Source organism: Micromonospora sp. NPDC051006 (assembly GCF_044456245.1).
In the GTDB taxonomy this organism is placed as follows: Bacteria; Actinomycetota; Actinomycetes; order Mycobacteriales; family Micromonosporaceae; genus Micromonospora.
On the sequence record NZ_JBITFP010000007.1, the window covers coordinates 1 to 18,494 of the forward strand.

At 74.1% G+C, this 18,494-nt stretch carries 19 protein-coding genes and 1 tRNA gene; 16 read left to right on the forward strand and 4 right to left on the reverse strand.

Features of this window, described 5'->3' with window-relative positions:
- Positions 1–488: 488 nt before the first annotated feature.
- The 8 genes from fdh to ACIBBA_RS13935 all read left to right on the forward strand — a co-directional run bounded on the left by fdh (position 489) and on the right by ACIBBA_RS13935 (position 9,915).
- Entirely contained in the window at positions 489–3,761 is a 3,273-nt protein-coding gene (fdh, locus tag ACIBBA_RS13900; RefSeq protein ID WP_396697066.1) for a formate dehydrogenase, read from the forward strand.
- The gene (locus ACIBBA_RS13905; RefSeq protein WP_396697473.1) at positions 3,754–4,881 is read left to right on the forward strand and encodes a 4Fe-4S dicluster domain-containing protein; all 1,128 of its coding nucleotides are present in this window, start codon (positions 3,754–3,756) and stop codon (positions 4,879–4,881) included. The genes fdh and ACIBBA_RS13905 overlap by 8 nt, the downstream gene beginning before the upstream one ends.
- Positions 4,882–5,111: 230 nt before the next feature.
- The gene (gene nrfD / locus ACIBBA_RS13910; RefSeq protein WP_396697475.1) at positions 5,112–6,056 is read left to right on the forward strand and encodes an NrfD/PsrC family molybdoenzyme membrane anchor subunit; all 945 of its coding nucleotides are present in this window, start codon (positions 5,112–5,114) and stop codon (positions 6,054–6,056) included.
- 65 nt (positions 6,057–6,121) lie between these two features.
- A tRNA-Sec gene (locus tag ACIBBA_RS13915) sits at positions 6,122–6,217 on the forward strand.
- A gap of 21 nt (positions 6,218–6,238) precedes the next feature.
- Entirely contained in the window at positions 6,239–7,543 is a 1,305-nt protein-coding gene (gene selA / locus ACIBBA_RS13920) for an L-seryl-tRNA(Sec) selenium transferase (protein ID WP_396697068.1), read from the forward strand.
- A gap of 1 nt (position 7,544) precedes the next feature.
- Positions 7,545–9,308 carry a selenocysteine-specific translation elongation factor gene (gene selB / locus ACIBBA_RS13925; protein ID WP_396697070.1) on the forward strand — a complete coding sequence of 588 codons (1,764 nt, stop codon included), beginning with the start codon at positions 7,545–7,547 and terminating at the stop codon, positions 9,306–9,308.
- A 142-nt stretch (positions 9,309–9,450) separates the two neighbouring features.
- A complete protein-coding gene (locus ACIBBA_RS13930) occupies positions 9,451–9,648 on the forward strand; it encodes a hypothetical protein (RefSeq protein WP_046570210.1) in 198 nt (65 codons plus the stop codon).
- Between the two features lie 84 nt (positions 9,649–9,732).
- Entirely contained in the window at positions 9,733–9,915 is a 183-nt protein-coding gene (locus tag ACIBBA_RS13935; RefSeq protein WP_350874521.1) for a hypothetical protein, read from the forward strand.
- Positions 9,916–9,919: 4 nt separating this feature from the next.
- On the opposite strand, the gene ACIBBA_RS13940 is transcribed toward ACIBBA_RS13935, so the two are convergent.
- Complete coding sequence (locus tag ACIBBA_RS13940) at positions 9,920–10,573, reverse strand: hypothetical protein (protein ID WP_396697073.1); 654 nt, start codon at positions 10,571–10,573, stop codon at positions 9,920–9,922.
- A gap of 127 nt (positions 10,574–10,700) precedes the next feature.
- Between ACIBBA_RS13940 and ACIBBA_RS13945 the strand changes: the two genes are divergently transcribed.
- Positions 10,701–10,907 carry a hypothetical protein gene (locus ACIBBA_RS13945; RefSeq protein WP_350874497.1) on the forward strand — a complete coding sequence of 69 codons (207 nt, stop codon included), beginning with the start codon at positions 10,701–10,703 and terminating at the stop codon, positions 10,905–10,907.
- Here ACIBBA_RS13945 and ACIBBA_RS13950 read toward each other — a convergent pair.
- The 3 genes from ACIBBA_RS13950 to ACIBBA_RS13960 all read right to left on the reverse strand — a co-directional run bounded on the left by ACIBBA_RS13950 (position 10,904) and on the right by ACIBBA_RS13960 (position 12,544).
- The gene (locus tag ACIBBA_RS13950) at positions 10,904–11,380 is read right to left on the reverse strand and encodes a hypothetical protein (RefSeq protein WP_396697075.1); all 477 of its coding nucleotides are present in this window, start codon (positions 11,378–11,380) and stop codon (positions 10,904–10,906) included. The two genes, ACIBBA_RS13945 and ACIBBA_RS13950, sit on opposite strands and share 4 nt — an antisense overlap.
- Positions 11,377–11,589, reverse strand: a complete 213-nt coding sequence (locus ACIBBA_RS13955; RefSeq protein WP_350874495.1) for a phosphatidylethanolamine-binding protein — start codon at positions 11,587–11,589, stop codon at positions 11,377–11,379. The genes ACIBBA_RS13950 and ACIBBA_RS13955 overlap by 4 nt, the downstream gene beginning before the upstream one ends.
- A 73-nt stretch (positions 11,590–11,662) precedes the next feature.
- Positions 11,663–12,544, reverse strand: a complete 882-nt coding sequence (locus ACIBBA_RS13960; protein ID WP_396697077.1) for a universal stress protein — start codon at positions 12,542–12,544, stop codon at positions 11,663–11,665.
- 119 nt (positions 12,545–12,663) lie between these two features.
- Here ACIBBA_RS13960 and ACIBBA_RS13965 point away from each other — a divergent pair, with 119 nt between their 5' ends.
- From ACIBBA_RS13965 to ACIBBA_RS13995, 7 genes are all read left to right on the forward strand, one after another.
- The gene (locus tag ACIBBA_RS13965; protein ID WP_396697079.1) at positions 12,664–13,410 is read left to right on the forward strand and encodes an SAM-dependent methyltransferase; all 747 of its coding nucleotides are present in this window, start codon (positions 12,664–12,666) and stop codon (positions 13,408–13,410) included.
- Positions 13,411–13,510: 100 nt separating this feature from the next.
- On the forward strand, positions 13,511–14,689 hold the full coding sequence (locus ACIBBA_RS13970) for a PP2C family protein-serine/threonine phosphatase (RefSeq protein ID WP_396697081.1): 1,179 nt from the start codon (positions 13,511–13,513) through the stop codon (positions 14,687–14,689).
- Between the two features lie 50 nt (positions 14,690–14,739).
- Positions 14,740–15,210 carry a MarR family transcriptional regulator gene (locus tag ACIBBA_RS13975; protein ID WP_396697083.1) on the forward strand — a complete coding sequence of 157 codons (471 nt, stop codon included), beginning with the start codon at positions 14,740–14,742 and terminating at the stop codon, positions 15,208–15,210.
- A 285-nt stretch (positions 15,211–15,495) separates the two neighbouring features.
- On the forward strand, positions 15,496–16,137 hold the full coding sequence (locus ACIBBA_RS13980) for a CDP-alcohol phosphatidyltransferase family protein (RefSeq protein ID WP_350874490.1): 642 nt from the start codon (positions 15,496–15,498) through the stop codon (positions 16,135–16,137).
- Positions 16,138–16,181: 44 nt separating this feature from the next.
- Complete coding sequence (locus ACIBBA_RS13985) at positions 16,182–17,114, forward strand: DUF881 domain-containing protein (RefSeq protein WP_396697477.1); 933 nt, start codon at positions 16,182–16,184, stop codon at positions 17,112–17,114.
- Positions 17,111–17,443 carry a small basic family protein gene (locus tag ACIBBA_RS13990; protein WP_350874488.1) on the forward strand — a complete coding sequence of 111 codons (333 nt, stop codon included), beginning with the start codon at positions 17,111–17,113 and terminating at the stop codon, positions 17,441–17,443. The genes ACIBBA_RS13985 and ACIBBA_RS13990 overlap by 4 nt, the downstream gene beginning before the upstream one ends.
- A gap of 10 nt (positions 17,444–17,453) precedes the next feature.
- Positions 17,454–18,446, forward strand: a complete 993-nt coding sequence (locus ACIBBA_RS13995) for a DUF881 domain-containing protein (RefSeq protein ID WP_396697086.1) — start codon at positions 17,454–17,456, stop codon at positions 18,444–18,446.
- The last annotated feature ends 48 nt before the right edge of the window (positions 18,447–18,494 follow it).

Below are 18,494 nucleotides of genomic sequence, written 5' to 3' on the forward strand. Positions count from 1 at the left end.
CGCCCCCGCCGCCCCGCCCCCCCCCGCCCCCCCCCCCCCCCCCCCCCACCCCCCCGCCCCCCCCCCCCCGCGCCCCCCCCCCCCCCCCCCCCCCCGCCCCCCCCCCCCCCCCGCCGGCGGGGCCCGACGCTGTCTACGCACCACCCGTCAACCCGCGGCCTGCCCGCCCCGCCACCTCGCGGACCGCCACCCCGCCGACCGCCGCGCCCCGCTGCGCCGCGCCGCGCACTGCCGCGCCCGCACACCGCGCCGCACCACGTCTGATCGTGGGGGCTGGGCAGTCGTGGAGCCGGCCGGCCCGAACCCGAGCGCCACCGGCACGTCGACCCCCGGTCGCCCCGCCGCGCCCGCGCACCGCGCCCGCGCACCGCACCGCCGCGCCGGAACGCGTTCGGGTCTGAAGCCGGGCTCTCCCCGGGTCGCGGGAGCGTGCCGGCTGGCTTATGTTCTTGGGGTCGACGTCGACCTCTGGGGAGGGAGGTTCGCGGATGGGTCTGCGTACCTTCATCGAGGGCTGGCCGGTCTACCGGCAGCTCACCGGCACCGACCCGTTGGGTCGGGGTGCCGCCGCCCAGTCGGCTCGTTCGGCGGAGTTGACGGCGCGTACCGAGGCCGCGGATTCGACGGCGCGGTCGGTGTGCCCCTACTGCGCCGTGGGTTGTGGTCAGCGGGTGTTCGTCAAGGACGGGCAGGTCAGTCAGATCGAGGGGGATCCGGACAGTCCGATCTCCCGTGGTCGGCTCTGTCCGAAGGGCGCCGCCAGCAAGAGTCTGGTGACCAGCCCGTTGCGCCAGACGAAGGTCCGCTACCGGCGGCCGTTCTCGACGCAGTGGGAGGATCTCGAACTCGACACCGCGGTCGACATGATCGCCGACCGGATCCTCGCCGCCCGCGAGCAGACCTGGGAGGACGTCGACAGCGAGGGACGGCCACTCAACCGGACACTGGGGATCTCCAGCCTGGGTGGGGCGACGCTGGACAACGAGGAGAACTACCTCATCAAGAAGTTGTTCACCGCCTTGGGGGCGTTGCAGATCGAGAACCAGGCGCGTATTTGACACTCCGCCACCGTCCCCGGTCTGGGGGCCAGCTTCGGTCGTGGCGGTGCGACGGACTTCCAGCAGGACATCGCCAACGCTGACGTCATCGTCATCCAGGGCTCGAACATGGCCGAGGCACACCCGGTCGGGTTCCAGTGGGTGATGGAGGCCAAGCGGCGCGGCGCCAAGGTGTTCCATGTCGACCCACGCTTCACCCGGACCAGCGCGGTGGCCGATGCGTACCTGCCGATCCGGGCGGGCAGCGACATCGCCCTGCTGGGTGGGGTGGTCCGCTACATCCTGGAGAACGAGCTGGACTTCCGGGAGTACGTGCTCTCCTACACCAACGCCGCCACGATCGTCAGCGAGCAGTTCACCGACACCGAGGACGGCGACGGCTTCTTCTCCGGCTTCGACCCGGCGACCGGCAGCTACGTGCAGGACAGCTGGCAGTACGAGGGGCACGAGGGATCTTCCGGGAGCGGGCACACCGCCAAGGAGCGGGACACCGCCGCCGGCCTGCGGCACGAGTCGCACGGCGCGGAGGTGGGCGGGCAGACCCGGCGGGATGAGACGTTGCAGCATCCGCGCTGCGTCTACCAGATCCTGAAGCGGCACTTCGCCCGCTACACGCCGGAGATGGTGGAGCGGGTCTGCGGTATTCCGCAGGAGAAGTTCCTGGAGCTGGCCGAGGCCTGGACGCGGAACTCGGGCCGGGAGCGCACCGGCATGCTGATCTACTCGGTGGGCTGGACGCAGCACACCGTCGGTGTGCAGTACATCCGCACCGGGGCGATCATCCAGCTGCTGCTCGGCAACATGGGCCGCCCGGGCGGGGGAGTGATGGCGCTGCGCGGGCACGCCAGCATCCAGGGCTCCACCGACATCCCGACGCTGTTCAATCTGCTGCCGGGCTATCTGCCGATGCCACACCACGCGGACCACCCGACCTTCGACGAGTGGGTCGACAGCATTCGGCACCCGGGGCAGAAGGGCTTCTGGGGTAACGCCCGATCGTTCGCTGCCAGCCTGCTCAAGGCGTACTGGGGTGAAGCGGCGACGCCTGAGAACGACTACGGCTATGGCTACCTGCCCCGGCTGACCGGCGACCACGGCACCTACCAGCAGGTGCTCAACATGATCGACGGAAAGATCAAGGGCTACTTCCTGCTCGGTCAGAACCCGGCTGTCGGTTCGGCGCACGGCCGGGCGCAGCGGCTGGGCATGGCGAACCTGGACTGGTTGGTGGTCCGCGACCTGTTCATGATCGAGAGCGCGACGTTCTGGCAGAACGGCCCGGAGACCGAGACCGGCGAGATCGTGCCCGAGGAGTGCCGCACCGAGGTGTTCTTCCTGCCCGCCGCCTCGCACGTGGAGAAGGAGGGCACCTTCACCCAGACCCAACGGCTGCTGCAGTGGCGGGAGAAGGCCGTCGAACCGCCGGGCGACGCCCGCTCCGAGCTGTGGTTCTTCTACCACCTCGGCCGGAAGCTGCGGGAGAAGCTGGCCGGCTCAAAGCTGCCCCGGGACCGGGCGCTGCTCGACCTCACCTGGGACTACCCCACGCACGGCCCGCACGCCGAGCCGAGCGCCGAGTCGGTGCTGCGCGAGATCAACGGGTACGACGTGTCCACCGGCCGTCCACTGTCCACGTTCGCCGAGGCCCGCGCGGACGGCTCCACCGCGATCGGCTGCTGGATCTACACCGGGGTGTACGCCGACGGTGTGAACCAGGCGGCCCGGCGCAAGTCCCGCCACGAGCAGGACTGGGTGGCCGCCGAGTGGGGTTGGGCCTGGCCGGCGAACCGGCGGATCCTCTACAACCGCGCCTCCGCCGACCCGGACGGCAGACCATGGAGCGAGCGCAAGAAGTACGTCTGGTGGGATCCGGAGAAGGGCGAGTGGACCGGCTACGACGTGCCCGACTTCGAGAAGACCAAGCCACCGTCGTACCGGCCCCCGGCGGGCGCGTCCGGCACGGAGGGCATCGCCGGTGACGATCCGTTCATCATGCAGGGCGACGGAAAGGGCTGGCTCTACGCGCCGAGCGGCGTCCTGGACGGGCCACTGCCGACGCACTACGAGCCGGCGGAGTCGCCGGTGCGTAACCCGCTCTACCGGCAGCAGGCCAACCCGACCCGCAAGGTGTATCCGCACCCGGCGAACTCGGTGAACCCGAGCCCGCCGGAGGAGCACAGTCAGGTCTTCCCGTACGTCTTCAGCGTCAGCCGGCTGACCGAGCACCACACGGCCGGCGGGATGAGCCGTACCGTGCGGCCGCTGGCGGAGTTGCAGCCGGAGATGTTCGTGGAGGTGTCGCCGGAGTTGGCCGCCGAGGTGGGGTTGGACCACCTGGGTTGGGCGCACCTGGTCAGCGGCCGGGCGGTGATCGAGGCGAAGGTGCTGGTCACCGACCGACTCACCCCGCTACGGGTGGAGGGCCGGATCATCCACCAGATCTGGCTGCCCTACCACTTCGGCTTCGAGGGTCTGGTCACCGGTGACTCCGCGAACGACCTGTTCGGGATCACCCTGGACCCGAACGTGCTGATCCAGGAGAGCAAGGTCGGCACCTGCGACATCCGGCCGGGCCGACGGCCCACCGGGCCGGCCCTGCTCGACCTGGTGGCCGAGTATCAGCGACGGGCCGGCATCACGCCGGGCCGGAACGTCCCGGTGGTCACCAGCGACCTCGACGGGGAGGGGCGCGATGATTCCTGACCCGAACAGCCTGTACGGGCCGTTGGACCCGGCGCCGGACGCCGGTTGGACGTCCGCGCCCCCGCGGATGGGGTTCTTCACCGACACCAGCGTCTGCATCGGCTGCAAGGCGTGTGAGGTGGCCTGCAAGGAGTGGAACGGGGTACCCGGCTCCGGTCTGGACCTGCTCGGCATGTCGTACGACAACACCGGCGCGTTGACCGCGAACTCGTGGCGGCATGTGGCGTTCATCGAGCAGCCCCGCCCGGCCGGGCACCGCAGCCCGCCGTTCGCGGGGACGCCGACCGGGGAGCCGGTCAGCGCGGCGTCGGCCGCCGTCGCGGCCGGCACCGGCAACCGGACCGGCACGGATCCGGGGTTGCCGACGGGCGCACCGTCGGCCGCCGCCCGGATGGCCGGCGGGCCGGCCGACGTGCTCGGCGCCCCGGTCGCCGCCGGCGAGCGGCCGGACCACGCTGGACCGGTGGCGGGCGACGCTGGCCAGGCGCCGCAGTTCCTGGGGATGCCGGGGGCGCAGCCGCCGGGCCGGGGCACCGGCGCGGAGCAACGCACCGATTTCCGCTGGTTGATGATGTCGGACGTGTGCAAGCACTGCACCCACGCGGCGTGTCTGGACGTCTGCCCGACCGGCTCGCTGTTCCGTACCGAATTCGGGACGGTCGTGGTGCAGGAGGACATCTGCAACGGCTGTGGCTACTGCATCTCCGCCTGCCCGTACGGGGTGATCGACCAGCGTAAGGACGACGGTCGGGCGTGGAAGTGCACGCTCTGCTACGACCGGCTCGGTGCGGGCATGACGCCGGCGTGCGCGCAGGCGTGTCCGACGGAGTCGATCCAGTACGGGCCACTGGACGAGCTGCGGGAGCGTGCCGCCACGCGGGTCGCGACCCTGCACGAGCGCGGAGTGCCCGAGGCGCGGCTGTACGGGCACGACCCGAACGATGGCGTGGGTGGTGACGGGGCGTTCTTCCTGCTGCTGGACGAGCCGGAGGTGTACGGTCTGCCCCCGGATCCGGTCGTGACCACCCGTGACCTGCCGAAGATGTGGAAACGTGCCGGCCTCGCGGCCCTGACCATGGCGGCGGCCGCCGTCGCCGCGTTCGTCGGAGGTTCCTCGTGAGTGGCGACCCCTCGCCGGTCGGCGACCGCTTCCGCCGGTTCCGGGAACGCCTCGACACCGACCTGACCGCCCCCGGCGCCGATCCCGCGCGGGGCGACCACCCCGCTGAGCCGCCGGCCAACGAGCTCAGCGTCGGCACCGGCCGTGACGCGCCCGCTCCGGCGTCCAGGTCGGATCGGGCGGCGGGGCGCGGTGACCGGCGCCGCAGACGTCGCGGAGGCGGCGAGGAGCTGCGGGTTCCCGAGGCCGAGTTCACCTCCTACTACGGTCGGCCGATCCTGAAGGCGCCGGTGTGGAAGTGGGACATCGCCGCGTACCTCTTCACCGGCGGGCTCGCGGCCGGTTCGTCGCTGCTCGCCGCCGGCGGGCAGCTCACCGGCCGGCCGGCGCTGCGCAAGGCCGGCCGGGTCACGGCGCTCGCCGCGGTCAGCGCCAGCGCCGTCTTCCTGATCAAGGACCTGGGCCGGCCGGCGCGGTTCCACCACATGCTGCGGGTGGCGAAGCCGACCTCGCCGATGTCGGTGGGCACCTGGATCCTCACCGCGTACGGGCCGGTCGCCGGCCTGGCCGCGATCAGCGAGGCCGCGCCCTGGCTGCCCGAGCGCGGACTGCCCGGCGTCGCACGCCGGCTGCTGCCGCCGTTGGGGCACGCGGCCGGGCTGGCCGCCGCGGTCACCGCGCCGGCGCTGGCCACGTACACCGGCGTCCTGCTCGCGGACACCGCCGTGCCGTCCTGGCATGAGGCGTACCCCGAACTGCCGATCATCTTCGCGGGCAGCGCGCTGGCCAGCGGCGCCGGGGTCGGGCTGATCGCCGCGCCGACCGGCCAGGCGGGCCCGGCCCGGCGGATGGCGGTGGCCGGCGCGGCCCTGGAGCTGACCGGCGCGCATCGGGTGGAGACCCGACTCGGTCTGCTCAGCGAGCCCTACCGCACCGGCCGGCCGGGCCGGATGCTGCGGCTGGGCCGCACGCTCACCGCGGCCGGGGTGGCCGGCGCGCTGATCGGCCGGCGCAGCCGGGTGCTCTCCGCGCTCTCCGGCGCCGCTCTGCTCGCCGCCTCGGTGGCCACCCGGTTCGGCGTCTTCTACGCCGGTGTCGCCTCGGCCCGCGATCCGAAGTACACGGTGGTGCCGCAGCGGGAGCGGGCGAACCGCCGGGACGCGACCACCGACTGACCGCGGTCCGAGAGGTTTTCGACCTCCCCGCGCGGACGCCGCGGCGCTGTGGTCAAATGCTCGATGGAGGCGTTCAGGCGGCTGGTGCCCCTCCCGGTCTTCAAAACCGGTGTGGTCCGGGACCCGGGCCAGGCGGGTTCGATTCCCGTCCGTCTCCGCCAACCGCAGTGGGAGATGACGCGATGCGTGACGGGCAGGTCGACCCGCGTCGCCGCGTACCCCGCACCGATGTGCTGCTCGCCGACCCCAGGCTGGCCGCTGCCGTGCACACCCTCGGCCGGAGCCGGGTCAAGGCCGCCGTGGCGTACGCCCAGGACCGCGCCCGGCGCGGTGAGATAGCGCCCGACGAGGTACCGGACGCCGCCATGGCGGCCCTGCCGGCGCCGGCCCCCAGGCCGGTGCTCAACGCCACCGGCGTCGTGCTGCACACCAACCTGGGCCGGGCGGCGCTGTCCGGCCCAGCGGTCAGCGCGCTGCTCGCCGCCGCCGGGCACACCGACGTCGAGCTGGACCTGGCCACCGGCCGCCGGGCCCGTCGGGGCCGGGACACCATCGACGCGTTGGCCGGCGCCGTTCCCGACGCCGCCGCCGTGCACGTGGTCAACAACGGCGCCGCGGCGCTGGTGCTCGCCGCGACCGCGCTGGCCGCCGGCCGGGAGATCGTGGTCAGCCGCGGCGAACTGGTCGAGATTGGCGACGGCTTCCGCCTGCCGGACCTGCTGGAGAGCACCGGCGCCCGGTTGCGTGAGGTGGGCACCACCAACCGGACCACGCTGGCCGACTACGCCGCCGCGGTCGGCCCGGACACCGCCTTCCTGCTCAAGGTGCACCCGTCGAACTTCCGGGTCACCGGCTTCACCTCCGCCGTCGCGGTACGGGAACTGGCCACCCTCGACGTGCCGGTCGTCGTGGACATCGGCTCCGGGCTGCTGACCGCCGATCCGCTGCTACCCGACGAGCCCGACGCCGCCAGCACCCTGCGCGCCGGCGCGCACCTGGTCACGGCGAGCGGCGACAAACTGCTCGGCGGTCCGCAGGCCGGGCTGCTGCTCGGCAGCGCCGAGCTGGTCGAGCGGCTGCGCCGGCACCCCCTGGCCCGGGCGTTGCGGGTGGACAAGCTCACCCTCGCCGCGCTGGCCGCCACCCTGCAGCGGCCGGAGAACCCGACGTGGGCGGCCCTGCACGCCGACGCGGGCGCGCTGCGGGCGCGTACCGAACGGCTGCGCGACCGGCTCGGTGCCGACGGCCGCAAGGCCGAGGTGGTGCCGGCGGTGGCGGTGGTCGGCGGTGGCGGCGCCCCCGGGCTGGAGTTGGACTCGTGGGCGTTGAGCCTGCCCGAGCGGTACGCGGCGCCGCTGCGCACCGGCGAGACGCCGGTGCTCGGCCGGGTGGTGCGCGGGCGGCTGCTGTTGGACCTGCGGTGCGTGCCACCGGAGGCGGACGAGACGATACGCGCGGCGGTGCTGGCCGTGCCGGGGGACGACTGACGTGTGGGTCGTCGCGACCGCCGGGCACGTCGACCACGGCAAGTCCACCCTGGTCCGGGCGTTGACCGGGATGGAACCCGACCGGTGGGCCGAGGAGCGCCGCCGGGGCATGACCATCGACCTCGGTTTCGCCTGGACCTCGCTGCCCTCCGGTGGCACGGTCGCCTTCGTCGACGTCCCGGGGCACGAGCGGTTCGTGCCGAACATGCTCGCCGGGGTGGGTCCGGTGCCGGCGGCACTGGTCGTGGTCGCCGCCGACGAGGGCTGGATGCCGCAGTCCGCCGAGCACCTGGCCGCCCTGGATGCGCTCGGCGTCTCGTACGGCCTGCTGGCGGTGACCCGCGCGGACCTGGCCGATCCCGGTCCGGCGACCGCCCGGGCCGGCAAGGAGATCTCCGCCACCTCCCTCGGCGCGGTCGAGGCGGTCGCGGTCAGCGCGGTGACCGGCGCCGGGCTACCGGAGCTGCGCGCGGCGCTGGACCGGCTCGCCGCGCGGCAGCCGGCCCCGGCCCCGGCCGCCCCGGTACGGCTCTGGGTCGACCGCAGCTTCACCATCCGGGGCAGCGGCACCGTGGTCACCGGCACGCTCGGCGCGGGCCGGCTGCGGGTCGGCGACGAGCTGGAACTGGCCGGCACCGGCGAACCCGTGCGGGTACGCGGCCTGCAGTCGCTCGGCGTGGCCCGGTCCGAGGTGACCGCGGTGGCCCGGGTCGCGGTGAACCTGCGCGGCACCGCACGGGACCGGTTGACCCGCGGTGACGCGCTGCTCAGCCCGGACCGGTTCCACCGCACCGACGTGGTGGACGTCCGGGTCGCCGGTGACCCGGCGGCGGACCTGCCGGCCACCCTCACCCTGCACGTCGGTTCGGCCGCGGTGCCGGCGCGGGTCCGCCCGCTCGGGCCGGACACCGTCCGGCTGCGGCTGGCCCGGGCGTTGCCGCTGCTCGTCGGCGACCGGGCGCTGCTGCGCGACCCCGGTCGCCACCACGTCGCCGGCGGCGTGACCGTGCTCGACGTGGCGCCACCGCCGCTGGCCCGCCGGGGCGCGGCGGCGGCCCGCGCGACGGTGCTGGCGGGGCTGGACGGTCGTCCCGACCTGGCGGGGGAGCTGCGCCGCCGACGGCTGGCCCGGGCCGTCGAGCTGACCCGGATGGGCGTCCCGGTCGACGCCCGCCCGGTGGCCGGCGACTGGCTGGCCGATCCGGAGCACTGGCGGCAGCTCGCCGCCCGGCTGGTCGACGAGGTCGCCCGGCACGCCCGGGAGCACCCGCTGGAGCCCGGCGCGCCCGTGGAGACGCTGCGGCAGCGCCTCGCCCTGCCGGACCGGGCGTTGGTCGAGGCGCTGGTCCGGCCACCGCTGCGGGTGCACGGCGGCCGGGTCACCGCGACGAGCGGCGACGCGCTGCCCGCACCGGTGGCTCGAGCCGTGCAGCGCATCCGCGACGAGTACGGCGACCGCCCGTTCCGGGCGCCCGAGGCCGACCACCTCGCCGATCTGGGGCTGGGACCCCGGGAGATCGGCGCGGCGGTCCGGGCGGGGGCGTTGCTGCGGTTGGCGGAGAACGTGGTGCTGCTGCCGGACGCCGCGAACGACGCGGTCCGGGTGTTGGCCGGGCTGCCCCAGCCGTTCACCCTCTCCGCGGCCCGGCAGGCGTTGGACACCACCCGCCGGGTGGCGGTGCCGCTGCTGGAGCTGCTGGACCGGCGCGGCCTCACCCGGCGGTTGCCCGACGACGCCCGGGTCGTGGTCACCGCCGCCCGCTGAGCCGACAAGGGGGCCGCGCGACGGTTGGTGACCGGCTCCGCGCTCGTCGACATCCTGCCGGGCTGGCTGGTGTGACGGTGGATGGCGGCCCGCGCTGTCGAAGGGCGCCTGTCACCACGCCGGCGTCACCTACCGTGACGGCATGGACCCTTCCGCGGTCTGGCGCGACAGGCAGCACCGGTGGCGGATCGAGGCGTACCGGGCGCCCGACCTGCGTTTCGCCATCTTCGCCACCAACGGCACCACCGAGTCGGCCCCGCTCTGGCTGTTCGGGATGTCGGCGCTGGCTCGTTGGCTGATGACGCACGCCATCTCGCTGGACGACCTGGAGACCGACTGACGCGACGCCCCGGTGCCACCCCGGACGGGGGAATCTGCCCGAAAACCACCACCGTCGCCGGTGCCCGCTCGTACCGTCCGGTACGTGAAGGACCGAGGTCTTCGGACGTTTCTGACGGTGCTCGCCGGGCTTGCGGTGATCTATTTCGGGACCACCGGCCGGGACCCCGACGAGGGTCGTGGGCTCACCGGCGGGCTGGTGCTGCTGGCCCTGCTCGCGTCGCTGCTGGTGTGGCACCTGACCAAGCCCGGCCAGCCGGCGAAGTAGCGGATCAGCGGGCGGCCGCGACGCGGGTGACCTCGCCGGCGGACTCCTCGCCGAGGGCCACCCGGACCAGGGCCGAGGCGAGCCGCCCGAACTCGGCGCCACCGACCAGGCCCGCCAGCCGGTCCGGCGAACCGGGCAGGCCGAGCCGCTTCGCGCCGGCCAGGGTCCGCCGGTCGGCGAACGGGCGCAGGTCCGTCCAGACCGACTGCGCCTCGCGCAGGAAGATGTCCGCGCCGGTCGGGCCGATGCCGGGGAACTCGGTGAGCCGCTTGCGCAGCCCGGCCGGCTCGCCACCCGCCTCACGGTGCAGCCGGCGCAGGTCGCCGTGCCAGCGGTCCAGGCAGAGCCGGGCGCCGGTGCCGAGCATGGTGGAGGTCCGCTCGTCGTAGCGGCGGTAGTGGCCGCGGCCGAGTGCGTCGACGCGTTGCTGCCAGCTGGCCGCCTCCATCGCCTGCGGGGTCTTGTAGCCGGCCGCGAAGAGCTCCCGAGCGGCGGCCACCGCCACCGAGGCCCGGATCCGGGTGCTCAGCAGCGTGGCCAGCACGAGTAGCTGGTACAGCGGAGCCGGCCGGTCGGCGAGCTGGATGCCGGCCTCCTCGGCGTAGGTCCGTCCCCGCCGGTCCAGCAGAGCCCGCGCCACCGCTCGTTGGTCACCCATCCTCGGGGTGTACCCGCCCGGCGCTCGGCTAGCCCCGCCGCCCCGGGCGGAATGCCACCGACGGCGGCGGGTAACCGGCTGCGGAGGCGGTCGATCCCGTGATCAGCCCAGCCGGAAGGAGACACCGATGGTGAATCCGCAGCAGCAGGAGTTGCGCCGCAACGCCAAGGGCGCGACGAGCCAGGACAGCAAGGGTCCGAAGCCGACCGGTCATCCACTCAACCGCGGCTCCTCGAAGGGGGACGCGGGCAGGCCGGTGCCGAAGGGACAGGCGTCGCCGTACGGCCCCACGGGCGAGCCGCTGGCCGACGACGAGAGTGGCGACCCGGGCTAGCCCCGGCGCTTCGCGGGCGGCCGCAGCCGGTTCCAGGTGGCTGCGGTCGCCACGCCGTACACCAGGTGCGGCACGATGTCGGAGAGCCAGTCGGAACGCCGCCAGGTGCGCGGATCGCTGACCCGCAGCACCGTCAGCGAACCGTCGGTCATCGTCATCGCACCCGCTCCCAACAGACCGCCGGCCGCCGCCAACGGCTGCCGGCGTCCGCGCGCCAGCAGCGCGAATCCGATACCGACGCCGATCCCGGTGGCGTAGCCCAGCAGCGCGCCCAGCCCGGATCGGCGGTTCGTCGCCTTCGCCGGGGGCCCCAGGTCGAGGTGCGCGGCGCGGGCGAGTCGCCCGGCCGCCTCGTCCGGCGTGCTGCTGGACGGCCGTGCCCGCAGCGTGACGTCCAGGTAGGTCACGACGTTCAACGCGGTGGTGCCGACGGCGCCAGCGATGGCGCCGTCGGCCAGGTCCGCGGTCCTCACTTCGGGTCGCCCGGTTCGCGCTCGCCCTTGGGGCCGTAGGTCCGTTCCCCGCGGACCACGCCGCGCTGGCCACGGTCCTCCTGCAGGATCCGGTTCGCGACCTGGTTCGCCCGGCCGTCGGGTACCCGCCGCCCGGAATCGTCGATCGCGTTGCGTATCCGCGCCCGCTGCTTGTCGTACGCGTTGCTGCCCGGCCGTGGTCCTGGCATCACTGCCTCCTCCGGTCGCTGTCGCCGATGGCGTACGCGCTCGTCTACCCGCTGGCCGGCGGGCCAACCGTGCTCAGCGGGGCGCGCGGACCACGGCGACCGGGCAGTCCGCGTGGTGCAGCACCGCCTGGCTCACCGACCCCAGCAGCAACCCGCTGAACTCGCCGCGCCCCTGACCGCCGACCACCACCAGCTGCGCCTGCCGGGACGCCTCGGCCAGCACCGCCCCGGGTTTCCCGCGTACCGCCTTGCGGCTGATCGGCACGTCCGGGTACCGCTCGCGGACACCGCTGATCGACTCGGCGAGCAGCCGGTCCTCGTCGGTGTGCAGCTGCGCCGCGTCGTAGACCAGCGGCTGCATGTCACCCGGGCCGGTGGAGGCCGGATGGCGGTAGGCGTGCACCGCGAGCAGCGCGGCGCCGCGGACGGACGCGGTCTCGGCGGCGAACTCGATCGCGTGGTCGGAGAGCTCCGAGCCGTCGACGCCGACCAGCACCGGCCCGTCGGTGCGCTCGGCGCCGCGGGCCACCAGCACCGGGCAGTCGGCGTACGACGAAACCTGGATGGCCACCGACCCGACCACCAGGGCGGTGAAGCCGCCCAGCCCCCGGTCGCCGAGCACGATCAGCGCGGCGGTGGGCGACTCGCCGAGCAACACCGCCGCGGCCTCTCCGTCGATGATCTCTCCGGAGACCCGTACCCCGGGTGCGGCGGCCTCGGCCTCGGCGACCGCCGCCGCGACCAGTTGTTCCGCCTGGTTGCGCAGCCCGCCGCCGGGCGGGCCGTCCGGCGCGGCGGTGAGCGGCACGTGCAGAAGCGGCCAGATGAACCCGTGCACCACCCGCAGCGGCCGGTGTCGGCGGGCGGCCTCCGCCGCGGCCAGCCGTACCGCGCGCAGTGACAGCTCGGAGCCGTCCACGCCGACCACCACGGCCGCGCTCTCCGCCGAGTTCACCGCCCACCTCCCGCCCACCCTGCGCCAGTATCCCGGCCGAGGTGCCACGGGCGGGGCGATACCGCCCAGGACGCCCGGTCGGTACGCTGGCGACGACCACCGGGGAGGGAGCGTCATCGATGGTTGAACCCGACCAGCCCAGCACCGCGCGCATGATCGACTTCTGGCTCGGCGGGGAGCACCACTTCCCGGTCGACGTGGCCGCGGCGCAGGCCTTCGAGCAGGCGTACGGGCCGTGCGCGCCGGTGTTCCGGGCGTTGCGCGCCTTCCTCGGCCGGTCGGTACGCGCCATCGCGGCGCTTGGGGTGGACAACTTCCTGGTGTTCGGCGCCGGGGTGCCCACGATGGGCAACGTGCACGAGGTGGCGCCGGAGGCCACCGTGCTCTACACCGACGTCGACCCGGTGACGATCCGGCTCGGCCAGCGCATCCTGGCCGGCAGCGACCGGGCCGGCTACGGCTACGGGGACGCCACCGATGTCGGCACGGTCGACCCGGCCCAGCTGCACCGGTTCGTGCCGGGCTGGGGGAGGAGGCCGGTGGGAGTGGTCTTCCTCGGTCTGGCCGCGTTCCTCGACGACGACACGTTGGCCCGTACGCTCGACGAGTTGTACACGGCAGCGGCGCCGGGCAGTTGCCTGGCGGTCGACTTCGACACCGAGGAGTTGGCCGGCTATCCGCAGGCGTTGGCGATGATGGGGCCGGCGTTCCGGATGCGTCCGCCGTCGGCGTTCCGGCCGCTGTTGGGCCGCTGGACGCCGACCGACGACGGCATCGTCCCGGTCACCCAGTGGCGTCCGGAAGGGCCGCTGCTGCAGGTGCCGGACGCGTTCCACGGCGGGGTCGCGGTCCGGGGCGACGACTAGCCGTTCCCCGTCTCGGGGGCCGCCGGGCACCGCGCCGTCCGGCCGTCGGAGCCTGTCCGTATGATGCTTGCCCTACAGCAAGTATCCCGGAGGAACAACCATGGTGGACGCGCCCGATCCGGTGTCGCGTGCTCTCCGCGCTGCCCCGCCCGACCAGCTGGTGGAGGCCGCCGACCAGGCTATCCGGTCCGCCCTCGGCGCGACCCGGACCGATGTCTTCATCGCCGACTACCGGATCAGCGGGCTCTGGCCGGTGCTCGACCCGGAACTGCCGGCGGCCGGCTTCCTCGCCTGCCAGGGAGTGGCCCAGCGCTGTTTCAGCAGTCAGCAGCCGGTCCGCGACGCCGCCGACGACGGGCGGTGCCGGCTCTACCTGCCGCTGTCGGTGTGGGGGGAGCGGCTCGGGGTGCTGCTGATCGAGCTGCCCGGCGCGCCCGGTCGGGGCATCGAGGAGCAGGCCACCGACATCGCCGGCGACCTGGCGGTGGCATTGCGCGCAGCCGACCGGGAAACCGACCGCTACCGTCGGGCGCGGCGCCGGGAGCGGCTGAGCATGGCCGCCGAGATGCAGTGGGAGCTGCTGCCCGGGCGCAGCGTGTCGCACCAGGCGTTCGACCTCGCCGGGCAGCTCGAACCGGCGTACACGGTGGGCGGTGACCACTTCGACTGGTCGGTGGACGGTGACCGGCTGACCGTGACGGTGCTCAACGGCGACGGCAACGGACTGGCCGCGTCCCTGCTCACCGCGGTCGCGGTCAACGCGATGCGCAACGCCCGCCGCTCCGGTGGCGGCCTCGCCGAGCAGGCCGAGCTGGCCTCGGACACGCTCTACTACCAGCACCGGGGTCGGCGGTACGTGGCGACGCTGCTGCTCGAGGTGGACATCCGCTCCGGACGGGTGCGGGCGGTCGACGCGGGGTCGCCGCACGTGCTGCGGTTGCGCGGCGGCACGGTCGAGGAGATCGCGCTGGACCAGCAGCTGCCGCTGGGCATGTTCGCTGAGGCGCGCTACGACCTGCAGGAGTTCGAGCTGGTGCCGGGCGACCGCCTCTTCGTGGTCAGCGACGGCGTCTGGGCCGCCGCCCCGGCCGAGCAGGAACCGTACGGCGAGCGGGCGATGGCCCGGTCGATGCGGGCCACGCGGTTGCAGCCCGCCGCCGAGGCGGTTGGTACGGTGATGCGCGAACTGCACGCCTACCACGCGGAGACCGACCTGCGCGACGACGCCGTCGTTGTCTGCCTGGACTGGCGCGGTTTCCGCGGCCGGGACGGCAGATGAGCGGCCCCGCCGCGGTTGGGCACGAGCGGGACGATGGCAGAGGACATCGGATGGAGCGACCTCCGGATCTCGCCGCGGCGATCGACGCCGCCGCCGAAGTGCTGGTCGGTGTGCTCGACTCGGCGGCCTCCCGGCACCACATCTCGGTCTCCCCGACCCAGCTGCGGGTGCTGTCGTTGATCAGCAGCCGGCCGGGGACGAACGTCAACCGGCTGGCCGAGCTGCTGGACGTGGTGCCCTCCTCGGCGAGCCGGCTCTGCGACCGGTTGGAGGCCACCGGCCTGCTGCGTCGCGTGGCGGACCCGCGGGACCGGCGCGAGGTGCGGCTGCGGCCCACCGCGGCCGCCGAGAAGCTGCTGCGCGAGTTGACCGAGCGGCGGCACCAGGCGGTGCAGGCGGTACTCGACCGGATGCCGCCCCACGCCCAGCACGACCTACTGCTCGCGTTGCTCGCGTTCGGCCAGGCCGCCGCGCCGGCGGCCGCCCAGCAGCAGACCGACTCGGCCGTACGCACCGCCTGACCCTTCGACTAGTATCCTAGGACGCTCTACGCGGGGTGACCTCCGCCACATCGGACACGGCAAACCGCAAGCCGGCGCTCGGGGCAGCGGCCCCGCACCGACGGCCCGATATAGTGGCAGCGCAACTCACTCGGCCCGCGATCGTCGATCGTGGGCCGACTTCAGGCGAAGGTCCCGTTCCACGGGGCCGCAGGGGGCGCCGGCGGTGGCCGGCCCGACAGCGCGCACGTCCTCCGCAGCGCCCGACGATCGCCGGGCGTCGAGGCGTGCCGTGGAGGAGGTTCGGTGTCGCGTCGGCCGGCTGGGGCAGGGCATTCCGAGGCCTCGGGCGGCACGGACGGTGCGGCGGCCGGGGACCGGGTGCTCACGCTGCCCAATCTGATCAGCTTCGTACGCCTGCTCGGCGTGCCGCTTTTCCTCTATCTCCTCCTGGTGCCACACGCGGATGTCGCCGCGGTCGTGGTCCTCGCCATCGGTGGGACCACCGACTGGGTCGACGGCTGGGTCGCCCGCCGGCTGCGCCAGGTGAGCCGGCTGGGCGAGCTGCTCGATCCGCTCGCCGACCGGCTCTACATCCTCGCCACGCTGATCGCGTTCACCGTGCGGGACGTGGTGCCGTGGCAGTTCACCGCTGCCCTGCTGGCCCGGGAGCTGCTGCTGCTCGGTTCGCTGGCGGTGCTGCGCCGCTACGGCTACGGCCCGCCGCCGGTGCACTACGTCGGCAAGACCGCCACCTTCCTGCTGCTGGCCGCGTTCCCGACCCTGCTGCTGGCGACGGCGGTGTCCGGGGCGGCGACGGTGGCCGGCGCGATCGGGTGGGGGCTGGCCTGGTGGGGTCTGGTGCTCTACTGGGTGGCCGGCGCGATGTACGTCATCCAGGCGGTCCGGCTGGTCCGGGCGGCCCGCGGCCGGGGAGCGCCGGCGTGAGCGGCGACCGGGACGCCGGCATGAGCGGCGACCGGGACGCCGGCATGAGCGGCGACCGGGACGAGCGCGAGCGCCCCGCGCGGGTGTTCACCCCTGACTTCCTCACCGAGCTGTTCCGCAATCCGCTCGACCCCGGGTACGCCGACGCGGCGGCCCGCCGTCGGGAGAACCCGCCTCCGGCCTGGCGGACCCGCTCGGCCCGTACCGTCACGGTCGTCGTGCTGCTGCTGCTCGGTTTCCTGCTGGCCGTGGCGTACCGGCAGACGTTGGAGGACGAGCCGGGGCGCAGTCAGGCCCGCTCCGGGCTGGTGGCCCAGATCAAGGAGCGGGAGAGCGCGACCGACCAGCTCTCCGCGCGCGCCGACCAGCTGCGCGAGGAGGTCAGCCGGGAGCGGGACGCGGCGCTGAGCGGTTCGGCCGCGGCGCGGCTGCGGGACCTGGAGGCGGGCACCGGCGTGGGCCGGGTGCGCGGCGACGGGGTCGTGGTCCGGTTGGCCGACGCCCCGGGTAACGCGGACGCGGTGACCGGCGCCGGCGCCGGTCCGCCCCGGGTGCTCTACAGCGACCTGCAGGGGGTCGCCAACGCCCTGTGGGGCGCCGGCGCGGAGGCGATCGCGATCAACGGGCAGCGGCTGACGGCGACGTCGACCATCCGCTCGGCGGGGGAGGCGATCCTGGTCGACTTCCGGCCGGTGACCGGGCCGTACGAGGTGTCCGCGATCGGGCCGGGGTCGATGAAGCGTCGCTTCGAGCAGAGCCGCAACGCCGCGTTGATGCGGGAGGTGGCCGAGAAGACCGGCCTGTCGTTCGGCGTGCGGGAGGCCGACGACCTCACCCTGCCGGCCGCTCCCGAGCCGCAGCTACGCTACGCGGAGCCACCGGCCAGCCCGAGCCCCTCTGCGTCGGGTGACCGGTCCGCAAGTCCCGGGTCGTCCGACTCGGGGACGTCTCCCAGCCCCTCCGGAGGTGGTCGATGATCGCGGTGCTGGCGCTGGTCGCCGGTGTGGTTCTCGGGGTCTGGCTCGATCCGACCGTGCCCGCGGCGTTGCAGCCCTACCTGCCGATCGCGGTGGTGGCCGCGCTGGACGCGGTCTTCGGTGGGGTGCGCGCGAAGCTCGACCGCATCTTCGACGACAAGCAGTTCGTGGTGTCGTTCATCTCGAACGTGCTGGTGGCGGCGTTGATCGTTTACCTGGGGGATCAGTTGGGCGTGGGCGGGCAGCTCTCCACGGGTGTCGTGGTCGTGCTCGGGGTGCGGATTTTCGGAAACGTGGCGGCGATCCGTCGGCACCTGTTCCGGGCGTAGGTTTGTGGCGATGAGCGACGAGCAGACCGAGACCGGCACGGGATGGCCGCAGCCGGCGGGTCCGGCGCGTCCGGCGGGCCCGGCGGGTGAGCCGGATCCGCGGCCGGACGCGCCGGATCCGGACGAGTTGAGCCCGTTGGTGCCGGACGGGCCGGTGGACGAGCCGGAGCCGGTGGAGCGTCCCGGCGAGGGCGGGCAGCCGGTCGAGGACGCGACGGTGGATCTGTCCCGGGCCGTGTCGGGGGAGGGTGCGGCGGCCGGGGTGTCGGGCGACGACTCGTCGGCGGCGCCGGTGTCGGCGGCGCGGTCCCGGTTCTCGGCGGCGGGGGTGATGATCGCCGTGTTGCTGGCGCTGCTGGGGTTCACCCTGGTGGTGCAGTTGAAGACGACGTCGGCGGATCCGACGTTGGGCGCGACGCGGCAGGAGGACCTGGTCCGGATCCTGTCGGACCTGGATGCCCGGGAGAACCGGCTGCGGCAGGACATCGCCGCGTTGGAGGAGAGCCAGCGGCAGTTGCGCTCCGGTGAGCAGGGGCGGCAGGCGGCGTTGGACGAGGCGACGCGGCGGGCGGACGAGCTGGGCATCCTGGCGGGCACGCTGCCGGCGACGGGGCCGGGGTTGACGGTTGAGTTCAAGGCGGGCGCGAAGCCGGTCTCGGCGACCCGGGTGCTGGACGCGGTGCAGGAGCTGCGGGGCGCGGGCGCGGAGGCGATGCAGATCTCCGGTGGTGATCGGGCGACGGTGCGGATCATCGCGTCGACGTACTTCCTGGACGGGGAGAACGGGTCGTTGGTGGTGGACGGGCGGCGGTTGACCGGGCCGTACACGATCACGGTGATCGGTGATCCGGCGACGATGCGCACGGCGTTGACCATTCCTGGTGGGGTGGTGGCGTCGGTCCAGGGTGACGGCGGTACGGTGACCCCTGAGGAGCATGAGGCTGTCGAGGTTTCGGCGCTTCATGCACCGATCAAGCTGGAACACGCCCGTCCGGTCTCCTGACCGGCGCGGCCGCGCCGGGCCGGGTGGCTCGGCGCACCGATGGATGAA